Raw genomic sequence first — 13279 nt, 5'->3', positions numbered from 1 at the left:
TGATCTCTCACCGGTGCGGCGTTTGTAGGGATCACACAACTGGCGAGGGGACCTGACACGCTCTAGGCTCCAGGACATGACTGCATCTGCTCCGATCGCGCCGGGCCCTGTGCCGGTCTCCTGGGAGGCGCTGGAGATACTGCGCTCCGACGCCGGAAACCTCACCAATGAGGTCAACGGCCACCTGGAGGAGACCCTCACCTGGTACCGCCACCTCAGCACGGACGAGCGAGCCTCCCTGCGACTCATCGCCCAGCGCGGCATCGGCGGTCTGGTCACGTGGCTGGAGAATCCCAGCTCGAGGTCCCTGCCGCTGGTCAACGAACTGCTGGGACACGCCCCCACGGACCTCATGCGCACCATCTCGCTGCAGCGGGCGCTGCAGCTGATCCGCAGCATCGTTGAGGCTGTGGAGCAGCGACTCCCCGGGCTGATGCCCCTCAAGGACCAGCAGCTCATGCTCGAGGCGGTCCTGCGCTACTCCCGAGAGGTGGCGTTCGCCATCGCCGATGTCTACGCGCGGGCAGCGGAGTCCCGCGGAGCCTGGGACTCGCGCCTGGAGGCTCTGCTGGTGGATGCGGTGCTGCGCGGGGAGCCTGCGGAGCAGATCGCCTCCCGGGCGGCCGCAGTCGGGTGGCGCAGCCATCAGGGCGTGGTGGTCGTCGTCGGGGAGGCTCCGGACCAGGCGGATGCGGTGTTCATGTCTCAGCTCAGGCGCCAGTGCGTGCGCTTCGCCGCGGACGCAGTGGTCGGCGTGCAGGGCGACCGGCTGATGCTGCTGCTGGGCGGCACCACGGATCTGGCCGCGGGCCTGGAGCGGATCCTGCCCCGCTTCGGGCCCGGCCAGGTCGTGTTCTCCAGCTTCGAAGGCTCGATCAGCCAGGCCCATAAGAGCGCTCTGGCGGCCTTCACCGGCTTCACCGCCTCGCAGGCCTGGACCTCGGCTCCGCGCCCCGTGGCCGCAGAGGATCTCCTCCCGGAGCGCGCGCTCTGCGGGGACGAGACGGCCAAGAGCGTGCTCAAGACCGTGATCTTCGACGTGCTGGAAGCCTCGGGCAACGGCCTGCTGGAGACCGTCACCGCGTATCTCGAAGCGGGGCACTCGCTGGAGGCCACGGCCAGGGAGCTCTTCGTCCACACCAACACTGTGCGCTACCGGCTGCGCCGGGTCACCGACATCACCGGATGGGACCCCGTGGTGCCTCGGGATGCCTACGTGCTGCAGACGGCCCTGGCCGTCGGCCGGCTGTGAGCCCGCGTTGTAGGGTATCCACAAAGGTGGTCGCGAGGCTTGGTGCGCCTGTGCCCCGTGTAAATGCGCTTCGATATGGGAAGTTGGACTAGTGCTTGCGATCGTATGCCCCGGACAGGGGTCCCAGACCCGAGGCTTCCTCACGGAGTGGATCAGTGACGAGGCCTCCCGCGCCACGCTGAACGCCTATGCCGAGGCCTGCGAGACCGATCTGCTCACCCATGGCACGTCCTCTGACGAGGACACCATCCGAGACACCGCCGTGGCCCAGCCGCTGATCGTGGCCTCCTCCCTGCTGAGCGCCCGTGCACTGGACCTGGACTCACTGGATCCCGAGCGCGTGATCTATGCAGGACACTCCGTGGGAGAGGTTCCCGCGGCCGTGCTCTCGGGTGTGCTGACCGAGACCCAGGCGATGCGGCTGATCAAGGTCCGCGCCCAGGCGATGGCGGTCGCCGCCGCCGAGGTTCCGACGTCCATGGCCGCAGTCATCGGCGGCGTCGAAGACGAGGTCCGAGAGGCCATCGCGGCGGCCGGGCTCACGGCGGCCAACGTCAACGGACCCGGACAGATCGTCGCCGCCGGAGAGGTGGACAGGATCGCCGCACTCGAGACTGCACCCCCGGCGCGCGCAAGGGTCATCCCACTCAAGGTCGCGGGGGCGTTCCACACCCAGTTCATGGCCCCGGCTCAGCAGCAGCTGAGCACAGCCGTGGCGGACTTCGAGGTCACAGACCCGACCGCGCGGCTGCTCTCCAACTTCGACGGCACGCACCTGGACAGCGGCACCGAGACGCTGCAGCGACTGGTCGACCAGGTCACGCGCCCGGTCCGCTGGGACCTCTGCATGGAGTCCATGGCCGCCGCCGGGGTCACCGGAATCCTGGAGCTGCTGCCCGGAGGCACCCTGACGGGGCTCGCGAAGCGCGGACTGAAGGGCGTGAAGTCTCTGGCGATCAAGACCCCTGAGGATGTTCCCGCCGCGCAGGAATTCATCGTCGAACACGCTGGTTGAGCCGATGTGCCCGATACGCTGTATCCAGGCTCCCCCAGCACAGACACCCATTGATCATCAAAGGACGCTCCTGACGTGACAGTCGCACTGAACCAACCCGCAGCCATTGCGGGCACCCGTGTCATGGGTCTCGGCGCCCACCGCCCCGAGATCGTGGTCGACAACGAGCAGATCTGCCAGTGGATCGACTCCTCCGATGAGTGGATCCAGCAGCGCACGGGCATCAAGACTCGGCACCGGGCGCCCGAAGGCGTCTCCGTGGTCGACATGGCCGAAGGTGCGGCCCGAGAGGCGCTGGAGCACGCCGGGATCTCCGGAGACCAGCTGGGCGGCGTGATCGTCGCGACGGTGACCCACCCCTACGCGACTCCCTCAGCGGCGGCCGACCTCGCTCATCGCCTCGGTGCGACCCCTGCCGCAGCATTCGACATCTCAGCCGCCTGCGCAGGCTATTGCTACGGAATCGGCCAGGCTGATGCCATGGTCCGTTCCGGGCTGGCCCCCTATGTGCTGGTCGTGGGCGTGGAGAAGCTCTCCGACTACATCGACAACCACGAGCGCACCATCTCCTTCCTGCTCGGCGACGGCGCAGGAGCCGCCATCATCGGTCCCTCCGAGGTTCCGGGCATCTCGCCCTCGATCCTGGGATCGAACGGCGAGAAGTGGGAGGCGGTGGCGATGGACAGCTCACTGCTGAACTTCCGTGATGCCCTCGCCCGTGCGCGGGACACGCAGGATCCCACCGAGCTGCTCGACGTCGAGAACCGCTACTGGCCCACGCTGCGCCAGGACGGACCCACGGTGTTCCGGTGGGCGGTCTGGGAGATGGCCCGGGTCGCACAGCAGGCCCTGGATGCCGCAGGCATCACCGCGGATGACCTCGTCGCCTTCGTCCCTCATCAGGCGAACATCCGTATCATCGACGAGATGGTCAAACAGCTCAAGCTTCCTGAACATGTGATGGTCGGTCGCGACATCGTCGACGCGGGGAACACCTCCGCTGCGTCGATCCCGCTCGCCATGCACCGCCTGCTCAAGGAGAACCCCGAACTCTCCGGCGGTCTTGCTCTGCAGATCGGCTTCGGAGCCGGGCTCGTCTATGGCACGCAGGTCATCCGGCTGCCATAGCCGAACGCCACACCTGAGGACCCCGCTGAACCTGAGATCCGCACGAGGAGCTCAGCATGACCCGCTGCACGCAGATCAACCCAATGAAAAGGAGCCGCTGATATGGCTGACAAGAACGAGATCCTCGCAGGCCTGGCAGAGATCGTGAACGAAGAGACCGGACTCGAGGTGGAAGAGGTCCAGTCGGACAAGTCCTTCACCGAGGACCTGGACATCGACTCGATCTCGATGATGACCATCGTGGTCAACGCTGAAGAGAAGTTCGACGTGAAGATCCCCGACGAAGAGGTCAAGAACCTCGCCACGGTGGGCGACGCCGTCGACTTCATCGCCAACGCGCAGGGCTGATCCAGTCCTGACTGGACGGGAGGGTCTCGGCGCCTCGCCGCGGCCCTCCCGTCCATACAGCCCTCTCCGCGGCCGCACGGCATGCACCCCTCCCCCGCTTTCATTCCCCCGATATCCTGCTCTCCCACTCTCATTGAGGTAGATCCATGACCCGTCGTCTTGTCATCACCGGTCTCGGCGCCACCACTCCCATTGGCGGCGACGTGCAGACCTCGTGGACGAACGCCCTCGCCGGCACCGCCGGAGCCAAGACCTTGGAACACGACTGGGTCGAGAAGTACCAGTTGCCGGTGACCTTCGCCGGGGAGGTCTCGGTCGAGCCCGCCGAGGTGCTGTCCAAGCCCGAGACCCGGCGGATGGATCGATCCACCCAGCTGGGCATGGTCGCCGCGCGGCAGGCCTGGGCCGACGCGGGCCTCTCGCGCCCCGGGGATGAGGACTATGACCTGGACCCAGAGCGCGTCGCCGTGTCCTTCGCCACCGGAATCGGCGGCGTATGGACCCTGCTGGACAGCTGGGACACCCTGCGCGAGCGCGGGCCTCGCCGAGTGATGCCGATGACGGTGCCCATGCTCATGCCCAACGGCGCAGCGGGCGCCATCAGTCTTGACCTCGGCGCCCAAGGCGGGGCGCGCACGGTCGTCTCGGCGTGCGCCTCGGGAGTGGAAGCACTCGATCTGGCTCTGGAGATGCTGCGCAAGGGGGACGTCGACGTCGTCCTCGCCGGTGGAACCGAGGCCGCCATCCACCCGCTCCCCATGGCCGCCTTCAGCTCTCTGCAGGCGCTCTCCAAGCGCAATGACGATCCAGCCGCAGCCTCACGTCCCTATGACCGAGACCGCGACGGCTTCGTCATGGGCGAGGGTGCCGGTGCCCTGGTCGTGGAGACCGAGGAGCACGCCAAGGCCCGCGGAGCAACGATCTATGCCGAGCTCGCGGGCTCAGCCGTCACCTCCGATGCCCACCACATCACCGCTCCGGATCCGGAGGCCCTGGGAGCCTCCAGGGCCCTGCGCCGGGCGCTGGACTCCGCCGGGGCGGAGCTGAGCGAGGTGACCCATGTCAATGCCCATGCCACGTCCACTCCCGTCGGTGACAAGCCCGAGTACTACGCCTTGAAGTCAGTCTTCGGCGATCACCTCGAGAACATCTGCATCTCCGCGACGAAGTCCCAGACCGGACACCTGCTCGGCGCCGCCGGCGCGGTGGAATCGGTGTTCACCGTCAAGGCGCTGCACGAGCGCCGCGCCCCGGTGACCATCAACCTGGACAACCAGGATCCGGAGATGCCGCTGGATGTGGTCACGGGCACGCCCCGTGATCTCGGTGACGAGCAGCAGGTCGCGCTGTGCAACTCCTTCGGCTTCGGCGGCCACAACGCCGTGGCCGCTTTCCGCAGCTACTGAGCGGGACAGAGACGAGAAGACCCCCGTGGAGGATCCTGGACGGATCCCCCGCGGGGGTCTTCTCTGCTTCACGAGGAAGCTGCCGCGGCTGGGAAGCGATGGCCCTGACTCAGGGCTCTGTGCGGCAAGTCTTGTGTCGGCTCAGGGTGACGCGCCAGGGTGCGATGGAGGTCGCCGCCTGCTCGTCAGCACCGGCGTCAGCCGACCACCTGATGGAGCCAGCGCACCGGGGCGCCCTCGGCTGCGTGGCGGAAGGATTCGAGCTCCTCGTCCCAGGCCTCGCCCAGGGCCAGAGACAGCTCCTGGTAGACCACTGAAGGGTCCCCGGCGCCCATCTCATAGGCGTATCGGATGCGGTCTTCGGAGACGACGATGTTGCCGTGGACATCGGTGGTGGCGTGGAAGATGCCGAGCTCAGGCGTGTGGGACCAGCGCCCACCGTCACAGCCGGGTGAGGGGTCCTCGGTGACCTCGAAACGAAGGTGGCTCACGGCGCGCAGCGCCGAGGCAAGGGTTGCGCCCAGTCCGGCGGGGCCCTCCCAGGAGAGCTCGGCGCGGAAGTCCCCGGGCGCGGCGGGCTGAGGGTGCCATGTGAAGTCCACGCGGGAATCGACTGCCGAGGACACCGCCCATTCGACGTGCGGGCAGAGCGCAGCAGGCGCCGAATGGATGTGAAGCACACCTCGGGCCGTAATTTCAGACATATCCATCCTCCACTGTGCTGTTGGTACGTCTTCCCCTACGACCAGACAGCAGCCAGATGGCTGATGGTGATGAATCTCTGCACAAGGTTAACAGTCCCGTGCGAAGTCCAACAATACCGAGGTTAACAGATCCGCGGCGATTCCGACGCTCAGGCGCGGGGATGGGCCTGTCCGTATGCGTCGCGGAGCGTGTCGATGGTGACATGTGTGTAGAGCTGTGTGGTGCTCAGCGAGGCATGTCCCAGCAGCTCCTGGACCGTGCGCAGATCAGCCCCACCTTCCAGCAGGTGCGTGGCCGCGGTGTGTCTCAGCGCATGCGGGCCTCTGGCCGCCGTGGTCCCCATGCGGCTCAGCTGCTGGTCGACGACGCGGCGGACGGTCCTGACGTCGATCCGCGCCCCCCTGCGCCCCAGGAAGCACGCGGGGCCGGTCTGTACGGAGACCAGGCGGGGCCGCCCCTGCTCCAACCACTGGCGCAGGGCAGTCTCTGCGGGGACTCCATAGGGCACGATGCGCTCCTTGTTGCCCTTGCCGAGCAGCCTGACCATGCGTCGTCCCGTCTCGAAGGAGGCCAGGTCCAGGCCGGCGAGCTCCGATACCCGCATCCCGGTCGCGTAGAGCAGCTCCACCATGGCGGCGTCTCGCAGCCGCAGCGCATGCGTCGCTGGATCCTGGTCCTCGGTCTGCGCCGAGTCCCGGGCCTGCTGGGCCAGGCTGGCGGTCAGCTGGTCCACGTGCTGATGCTGCAGGACATCGGGCAGGTGCGTGCTGCGTCTTGCGGTCCGCAGCCGGACGGACGGGTCCTCGCTCAGATGTCCACGGCGGTGCGCCCAAGCGGTGAAGGCACGCACCGAGGCCGTCTTGCGGTTCAAGGTGCTGCGGGAGAGGCCGGCCTGATGGAGCTCCCCCAGCCAGGTCCGTATCCCCGTCAGCGTGATGTGCTCCAGCGGTCCGCGCTGCTGGTCGAGCTGGCGGAGGTCGCTGCGATAAGCCCGAATGGTCTGCGCGGAGAGACCGCGCTCATGCCGCAGGTGCGCGAGGAAGGAGGTGATCAGGATCGGCTCCGCCGGCGGCGGCGCCGCCTTCTCGGTGCTCGCGACGTCCTCAGGCGGAATCTCCATGGCCGCAGTCTACGACGGAGTCGGCAGGCCCGGGCGGCTCCGCGCCGCTGGTGCCCGTCCCCACTGCCCGTTGACGGTGCGGGCCCGGCCGGAGCGCTGGAGCCTGCTGAGTTCGGCCAGGACTTTGGGCAGCGGCAGCCCGGCCACTCCGGAGAGCTTGGCCGGACTGCTCAGCCCGTGCACGGGAAGGGCGTCATAGAGCAGCCGCTGCGCCTCGGTGAGTCCGTCCTGCGGGTGGCCTCTCCCCGGCGCCTTCGCGACGTCCATCGGAAGCACGGGGTGAGCCGCCGGCTCCACGGAGGCCAGGCCCCCCGCGAGTGCCAGGACATCGGCCGCATCTGTCACGACCTGCGCCGGCGTCTCCTTCAGCAGGCGGTGGCAGCCCGAGGAGGAGGCTGAGAACACGCTGCCTGGGACCACTCCGACCGGCCGGCCGAGCGTCAGCGCGTGGTGCGCGGTGGACTGTGCCCCGCTGCGCCAGCGCGCCTCGGTGACCACGGTGATCATGCCCAGGGCCGCGATCAGGCGATTGCGCTGGAGGAACCGGTGCCGGGTGGGGGCCGAACCGGGTGCCATCTCACTGAGCAGCATGCCGGCGGCAGAGACCTCCTGGAGCAGACCCTCGTTGCCCGCCGGGTAGAGCCGGTCCAGTCCACCGGCAAGCACCGCGATCGTGGGCGTCGGCCTGTGGGGCTGACTGAGCGCATGACCGCCACTTGACTCCGCACGGCGTTCTGCGGCGCTCCGCAGGGCCGCCCGATGTGCCGCCGCATCGACCCCATAGGCGCCTCCCGAGATCAGACACAGGCCCGCCTGCACCAGCTCCTCGGTGAGTTCGGCCGTGATGCGGATGCCATAGTCGGTGATCTCCCGCGAGCCGACGATGGCCGCGGCACGGGTGAACGTCGGCAGCCGGTCGAGGCGCTCCCGATCGGAGAGTCCCTCCCCGGCCCGGAACCACAGGGCGACGGGCGAGGCGGGCCCGAGGTCCCGAAGCTGGGCCGGCCAGTCCGGGTCCTCGGGGATCAGGATGCCTCCGGAGAATCTCGCCATGGCGTCGATGTCCCGCTGGCCGTGCAGCTGGTCCCGCCTGGTCCGCCACCGCTGAAGCCCGGCCGCCAGAGACTGCTGCCGCGGCCCCAGGCCGGCCGATGCCGCAGATGCGGCCAGTTCGGCGCCCTGCCGCCGGGAGAGCACGCGATCCGAGGTGATCAGGTCATGCAGCACCTCTGCGCCCAGGAGCTCGACAGCGACGCCGGCCAGCAGGTCACCGGGCTCGATGAGCCGGGAGAGCTCAGCGCGAATCCTTCGAAGCTCGGGCACGGCCTGTGCAGCCCGGGGAATGCTGTCCTTCTGCGTCATGGGTCTCCTCGGTTCATCTGGGTGTGACATCCGGATTCGGCGCCGGCGGTTCAGCGCCGGTCTGCGTTCTGCCGGAGCTGCAGCGCGACGTCGACCTCGTCCGGGCCGGGCTCCGCGGAGGTCAAGACATCGGCGATGGTCCAGGCGAGGCGGAGGACCCGCACGTAGCCGCGCAGTGAGATGGCCGCCCGGTCCAGTGCCGCATCGATATGGGCCGTGGCACGTCCGGACAGGCGCAGCTCACCGGTGAGCAGCTGCATCGATGCCTGTGAGTTGGTGCTGAGCCCCCAGGGCGCCAGACGCTGTCCCTGAACCTCGCGGGCCGCGAGCACCCGTGAGCGCACCTGGGCGGATGACTCCCCGGGAGGTCCCAGCGCGTCTGCGGCAGAACGCGGGCGATCCACCTGGATCTGCAGATCGATCCGGTCCAGCAGCGGTCCCGAGAGCCGGGCCATGTAGCTGCGCCGCTGAGCCACCGAGCATCGACAGCGGCTCCCCGACCCGACGTTCAGCCCGCAGGGACAGGGGTTCGCTGCCAGCACCAGCTGGAAGCGCGCAGGGTAGGTGACACTGCCCGCCGCGCGGTGCAGAGAGATCTGCCCGGTCTCCAGCGGCTGGCGCAGGGCGTCCAGCGCGTGCCGCGGGAACTCGGGAGCCTCATCGAGGAACAGCACCCCCTGATGGGCACGTGTGGCCGCACCCGGGCGAGCGATCCGCGCTCCTCCCCCGACGATGGCCGCCATCGACGCACTGTGATGCGGCGCCTGGAACGGCGGGGTCCGGCGCAGGCGGGTCACCGCCCGGGGCTCCGCAGAGATGGACTCGATGGCGGTGGCCTCCATCGCCGCCTGGTCGTCCAACGGGGGCAGGATGCCCGCCATCCGCTCCGCGAGCATGGTCTTGCCCGCTCCAGGCGCCCCGATCAGCAGCAGATGATGTCCACCCGCAGCGGCCAGCTCCAGTGCGAACCTCGCCTCCTGCTGACCGCGCACCTCCGCGAGGTCTGGAGCCCCGCCGCCGGAATCGCGCGAGCCCTCGTCCCGGGGATCTGCCGCGGAGGCAGGACTCGTGCTGTCCGCGGCCATGGACCAGCGGTCGAGGCCGGGCGCCTCGCGCATCTTCGTCTGCAGGTCCCCGATCGCATAGGCGGCCGCCACCTGGGTCACGTGTCTCGCAGAGAGGACCGTCATGCCCGGCACCAGCGCGGCCTCCTGGGCGTTCTGCTCGGCCACGACCACAGTCTCTGCTCCGGCGGCGTGCACGGCGGCCACGGCGGGCAGCACCCCGCGCACCGGGCGGAGTCTGCCGTCCAGGCCCAGTTCCGCGAGGAAGACGACCTTCTCGGTGCCCGACACCTTGCCGTCGGCGGCCCAGGCGCTCATCAGAATGGCGAGATCCAGCACGGACCCGGATTTGGGCAGCGATGCCGGCAACAGGTTGACGGTGAGCCGACGCGCTGGCAGCTCGATTCCGCTGTTCTTGGCTGCAGACCGGATGCGGTCCTGGCTCTCCCGCAGCGAGGCGTCCGGCAGACCCAGCAGGATGAAGGCCGGCAGAGACTGGCCGATGTCGGCCTCCACGTCGATCAGGCGTCCGTCCATGCCGACCAGGACCACGCCCCGAGACCTGCCCATCCCCATCAGCGCACGTCCTTGAGGTGCTCCAGTCCGCGCACGAGGTGTTGGTGCGCGTGCGGCGCTCCGGCGCTGCTCAGCAGCACCGCGACCACGTCCACCCGCCGAGGGGCGTGCAGGCAGCGTTCCGCGGCGCAGTACTCCAGCAGGAGCCGGTGCAGCCTCCCGAGTTTGCGCGGATCCACCGCTTCGAAGGGGTGGCCGTAGCCGGTTCCCCGACGAGTCTTGACCTCCACCGCCACCAGCTGCTCGCCGTCGCGGGTGATCAGATCGATCTCACCGCGCGCGGTCCGCCAGCGGCGCTGAAGAATCACATGGCCCTGCTCGCTGAGATACTCGGCGGCGATCTCCTCGCCCACCCGACCGGTGACGTCCTTGGCTCGCATCGGCGCTCCTCTCCTGGAGCACCAGCATCCTCACCGCTGTGGCAAGCCGCGTCGCGCGCACTGCGTCTGTGCATGGGAAGCGCAGGGAGGAGGGCGCCGGGCCGGCTGGGGAAAACTCGGAGCCAGGCGAACCCGTGGGCGGCTCAGACGCCGAGGTTCCAGCTCAGGCGGTGCTGGTCAGTGACACCGAGCTCAGCCAGTGCGGTCCGGTGACCCTGCGAGCCGTAGCCGCGGTTGGAGTTCCACCCGTAGCCGGGGTGATCCACGGCGAGGTGCTCCATGAGTCGATCTCGTTCCACCTTCGCCAGCACCGAGGCGCAGGCCACCGAGAGCGCCTTGATGTCTGCCTTGACCATGGTCTGGATCCGCGCGGAGGCCCCGTGGGTGAGCCAGTCATGGGAACCGTCGAGGATCACGGCGTCCAGGGACCTGCCGAGCTGCACCTCCACGGCGTTGAGCCCGGCCAGTCCTGCGGCCCGCAGAGCGCCGTTGATCCCCAGCGCATCGATCTCGCGGGGCTGACGGTGCTGCACGCTGTAGGCGGCGGCATGTTCGCAGATCCGCGGGTGCCAGCGTCCGCGCGCGGCAGGGGTCAGCAGCTTGGAATCGCGCACGCCGTCGAGCTGTGTGCAGACGCCGGTGGACTCTGGCGTCTGGGCGAAGACCGGGTGGGCCAGATCAAGCACCACCACGCCGATGCTCACCGGACCCGCCAGCGCTCCGCGGCCGACCTCGTCGACCCCCGCGATGTAGCGGACCCCGCGACGGGCGGCGATGGCCAGCTCCGGCAGCAGGGTGGCGTTCTCAGGCACGGGCCTCCCCTCCGGCATCCAGGCGGGCCACGCCGCCCATGGCAGTCATGTCGGCCATGTCGGTTATGACAGTCATGTCGGTCATGGCAGTCATCTCAGTCACCGCGCTCATGGATCTCGCGCCGTTCACGGCGCGGGAACGGAGTCGAACGGGTCTCGCGCGGACCCGCCGCCGCCGAAGTTCTCGAAGGGCCAGATCACTGCAGCGGAGCGTCCGATGACATCCTCCAGAGGCACAGCCCCTGTATCTGATTCGTCCAGGTGGGAGCGTGAGTCCGCCGAGTTGCTGCGGTGGTCCCCCATGACCCACATATGGTCCTCGGGCACGGTCACAGAGAACTCCACCTCGCTGGGCGAGTCTCCGGGGAACACATACGGCTCCTCGATGGGTTCGCCGTTGACCATGATCCGACCCTGATCATCGCAGCATTCCACCTCGTCACCGCCGAGGCCCACCACGCGTTTGACCACGTAGTGCGAGGAGGTGTCCGGCAGCAGCCCCACGAAGATCATCGCGTCCTGAAACACGTTGGTCTCCACGGTGCTGGCAGCGCCCCACCACTGACGGGTGTCCTCGAACACGACCACGTCGCCGCGTTCCACCTCCATGACCCCGGGAGCAAGCAGGTTCACGATGATCCGGTCATCGACCTGCAGTGTGGGCTCCATCGACTCTGAGGGGATGTAGAAGGCCCTGAACAGGAAGGTCTTCACCACGAAGGAGATGACCAGGGCGATGACGAGGATCGTGACGATCTCGATCAGGAACGCCGCGGCCGGGTTGCGCACCGGTCGCCGTCGTCGTCGATCTCGCCGACGCTCGGGAACTGGAACAGAGGAGTTCTCACTGCTGCTGATAGCCGGCCTCCTGGAGATCTCGTCGCTCGCTCCAGGGCCAGAAGACACCGGATACGCGGCCCAGAATGCGGTCTTCGCTGATCATACCTCCGCCGGGGGCGCCCAGCAGCGCTCGGGAGTCGATGGACTCCTCACGGTTGTCCCCCATCACCCACACCCTGCCCTGCGGCACCTCGGCCTCGAAGCTCTGCTCCGAGGCAGGTGCCGTGGCGGTCACCTCGCGGCCCAGGTACGGCTCCGCAAGCGGCTCCCCGTTGAGGCTGAGCCTCCCCGAGTCATCGCAGCAGGCGATCACGTCTCCACCGGTGCCCAACACCCGCTTCACGTACGTGGCCGGCGGCGCGGTGAGACCGAACCAGTGACCGATGCGTGAGCCGAGCTGGGCCAGGGTCGAGCTGCTTCCCTCGTAGGGGGTGAATGAACCCTCGCCGTCGAAGACGATCACATCCCCGGGCTGGACGTCGCGCTCCCCCGGATAGTCCTTCTCCACCAGGATCCGCTCGGAGTCAGCCAGTGTGGGCGCCATCGAGACCTGGGAGACGGTGTAGACATCGATGACCGCGATGCGCAGCCCGGTTGCGAGCACCACGGCGATCACCGCGGCGGCCACTACGGCCATCCAGAGCCTGAGACGCCGAGAACCCCGAGCCGACGAGTCATGCTCGCCGTGCGCGGGGTTCTCTGCAGTGTTCATATGCCGTGCGGGCCGTCAGCGCTGAGCGCCGAAGCTGATCCGCAGATCAGGCCTCAGTGACTTCCTCGACCTTTTCGCCCTGCTGGCGGGCGATGGTGGACTCGCGCTTCTCCTTGATGCGTGCAGCCTTGCCGTGGCGATCACGCATGTAGTACAGCTTCGCGCGACGCACGTCACCGCGGGCGGAGACCTCGATCTTCTCGGTCACCGGGGAGTGCACCGGGAAGGTGCGCTCCACGCCGACGCCGAAGGAGACCTTGCGGACGGTGAAGGTCTCGCCGACGCCGTGACCCTGGCGACCAAGGACGTAGCCCTTGAAGACCTGGACACGGGTGTTCTTGCCCTCGATGATGTTCACGTGCACGCTGACGGTGTCACCGGGACCGAAGTCGGGGACGTCTTTGCGCAGGCTTGCTGAATCGACGGAATCGAGCTTATGCATGTGTTTCTCCTAGGACGACTGCCACAGGTCACTCGCCCGGGTTGCGACCTCTTGAACGGTCAGCGCACGAGGCGCCGAGCACGCCGGAGTCCGGCGCAGGTCAAAGCGTGAGCTACC

At 68.4% G+C, this 13279-nt stretch carries 14 protein-coding genes; 5 read left to right on the top strand and 9 right to left on the bottom strand.

Going from position 1 to position 13279, the window contains the following annotated elements; all coding sequences use genetic code 11:
* Nucleotides 1-76: 76 nt before the first annotated feature.
* The 5 genes from H4W27_RS04425 (at nucleotide 77) to fabF (ending at nucleotide 5149) form a co-directional block, all read left to right on the top strand.
* Nucleotides 77-1252 carry a PucR family transcriptional regulator gene (locus H4W27_RS04425; protein WP_192594856.1) on the top strand — a complete coding sequence of 392 codons (1176 nt, stop codon included), beginning with the start codon at nucleotides 77-79 and terminating at the stop codon, nucleotides 1250-1252.
* A gap of 91 nt (nucleotides 1253-1343) precedes the next feature.
* Nucleotides 1344-2267 (top strand): ACP S-malonyltransferase, encoded by a 924-nt coding sequence (locus H4W27_RS04420; RefSeq protein WP_192594855.1) that lies wholly within the window; start codon nucleotides 1344-1346, stop codon nucleotides 2265-2267.
* A gap of 123 nt (nucleotides 2268-2390) precedes the next feature.
* Entirely contained in the window at nucleotides 2391-3395 is a 1005-nt protein-coding gene (locus H4W27_RS04415; protein WP_192596422.1) for a beta-ketoacyl-ACP synthase III, read from the top strand.
* 102 nt (nucleotides 3396-3497) lie between these two features.
* The gene (locus H4W27_RS04410; protein WP_192594854.1) at nucleotides 3498-3743 is read left to right on the top strand and encodes an acyl carrier protein; all 246 of its coding nucleotides are present in this window, start codon (nucleotides 3498-3500) and stop codon (nucleotides 3741-3743) included.
* 146 nt (nucleotides 3744-3889) lie between these two features.
* Entirely contained in the window at nucleotides 3890-5149 is a 1260-nt protein-coding gene (gene fabF / locus H4W27_RS04405) for a beta-ketoacyl-ACP synthase II (RefSeq protein ID WP_192594853.1), read from the top strand.
* Between the two features lie 197 nt (nucleotides 5150-5346).
* Here fabF and H4W27_RS04400 read toward each other — a convergent pair whose 3' ends face one another.
* The 9 genes from H4W27_RS04400 to rplS all read right to left on the bottom strand — a co-directional run bounded on the left by H4W27_RS04400 (nucleotide 5347) and on the right by rplS (nucleotide 13162).
* Complete coding sequence (locus H4W27_RS04400) at nucleotides 5347-5853, bottom strand: DUF3145 domain-containing protein (protein ID WP_192594852.1); 507 nt, start codon at nucleotides 5851-5853, stop codon at nucleotides 5347-5349.
* A gap of 149 nt (nucleotides 5854-6002) precedes the next feature.
* A complete protein-coding gene (locus H4W27_RS04395) occupies nucleotides 6003-6974 on the bottom strand; it encodes a tyrosine recombinase XerC (RefSeq protein WP_192594851.1) in 972 nt (323 codons plus the stop codon).
* Nucleotides 6975-6983: 9 nt separating this feature from the next.
* Entirely contained in the window at nucleotides 6984-8336 is a 1353-nt protein-coding gene (locus H4W27_RS04390; protein WP_192594850.1) for a DNA-processing protein DprA, read from the bottom strand.
* A 50-nt stretch (nucleotides 8337-8386) separates the two neighbouring features.
* The gene (locus H4W27_RS04385) at nucleotides 8387-9970 is read right to left on the bottom strand and encodes a YifB family Mg chelatase-like AAA ATPase (RefSeq protein ID WP_318782142.1); all 1584 of its coding nucleotides are present in this window, start codon (nucleotides 9968-9970) and stop codon (nucleotides 8387-8389) included.
* A gap of 5 nt (nucleotides 9971-9975) precedes the next feature.
* Nucleotides 9976-10356 (bottom strand): YraN family protein, encoded by a 381-nt coding sequence (locus tag H4W27_RS04380; RefSeq protein WP_192594848.1) that lies wholly within the window; start codon nucleotides 10354-10356, stop codon nucleotides 9976-9978.
* Nucleotides 10357-10499: 143 nt separating this feature from the next.
* Nucleotides 10500-11168 (bottom strand): ribonuclease HII, encoded by a 669-nt coding sequence (locus H4W27_RS04375; protein ID WP_318782140.1) that lies wholly within the window; start codon nucleotides 11166-11168, stop codon nucleotides 10500-10502.
* A gap of 126 nt (nucleotides 11169-11294) precedes the next feature.
* Nucleotides 11295-11957 carry a signal peptidase I gene (lepB, locus tag H4W27_RS04370; RefSeq protein WP_318782139.1) on the bottom strand — a complete coding sequence of 221 codons (663 nt, stop codon included), beginning with the start codon at nucleotides 11955-11957 and terminating at the stop codon, nucleotides 11295-11297.
* Between the two features lie 55 nt (nucleotides 11958-12012).
* Entirely contained in the window at nucleotides 12013-12645 is a 633-nt protein-coding gene (gene lepB / locus H4W27_RS04365; protein WP_192594845.1) for a signal peptidase I, read from the bottom strand.
* A 121-nt stretch (nucleotides 12646-12766) separates the two neighbouring features.
* A complete protein-coding gene (rplS, locus tag H4W27_RS04360; RefSeq protein WP_192594844.1) occupies nucleotides 12767-13162 on the bottom strand; it encodes a 50S ribosomal protein L19 in 396 nt (131 codons plus the stop codon).
* Nucleotides 13163-13279: the final 117 nt, after the last annotated feature.

Source organism: Nesterenkonia lutea (assembly GCF_014873955.1).
Lineage (GTDB): Bacteria > Actinomycetota > Actinomycetes > Actinomycetales > Micrococcaceae > Nesterenkonia > Nesterenkonia lutea.
This window is presented reverse-complemented; position numbering and strand designations above follow the sequence as displayed.

Excerpts from the sequence above, each read along its gene's own strand:
- H4W27_RS04410 (WP_192594854.1), top strand. The coding sequence starts at position 3,498 with ATGGCTGACAAGAACGAGATCCTCGCAGGCCTGGCAGAGATCGTGAAC.
- H4W27_RS04385 (WP_318782142.1), bottom strand. The coding sequence starts at position 9,970 with ATGGGCAGGTCTCGGGGCGTGGTCCTGGTCGGCATGGACGGACGCCTG.
- fabF (WP_192594853.1), top strand. The coding sequence starts at position 3,890 with ATGACCCGTCGTCTTGTCATCACCGGTCTCGGCGCCACCACTCCCATT.
- H4W27_RS04395 (WP_192594851.1), bottom strand. The coding sequence starts at position 6,974 with ATGGAGATTCCGCCTGAGGACGTCGCGAGCACCGAGAAGGCGGCGCCG.
- lepB (WP_192594845.1), bottom strand. The coding sequence starts at position 12,645 with ATGGCCGTAGTGGCCGCCGCGGTGATCGCCGTGGTGCTCGCAACCGGG.
- H4W27_RS04425 (WP_192594856.1), top strand. The coding sequence starts at position 77 with ATGACTGCATCTGCTCCGATCGCGCCGGGCCCTGTGCCGGTCTCCTGG.
- H4W27_RS04400 (WP_192594852.1), bottom strand. The coding sequence starts at position 5,853 with ATGTCTGAAATTACGGCCCGAGGTGTGCTTCACATCCATTCGGCGCCT.
- rplS (WP_192594844.1), bottom strand. The coding sequence starts at position 13,162 with ATGCATAAGCTCGATTCCGTCGATTCAGCAAGCCTGCGCAAAGACGTC.
- H4W27_RS04390 (WP_192594850.1), bottom strand. The coding sequence starts at position 8,336 with ATGACGCAGAAGGACAGCATTCCCCGGGCTGCACAGGCCGTGCCCGAG.
- H4W27_RS04415 (WP_192596422.1), top strand. The coding sequence starts at position 2,391 with ATGGGTCTCGGCGCCCACCGCCCCGAGATCGTGGTCGACAACGAGCAG.
- H4W27_RS04380 (WP_192594848.1), bottom strand. The coding sequence starts at position 10,356 with ATGCGAGCCAAGGACGTCACCGGTCGGGTGGGCGAGGAGATCGCCGCC.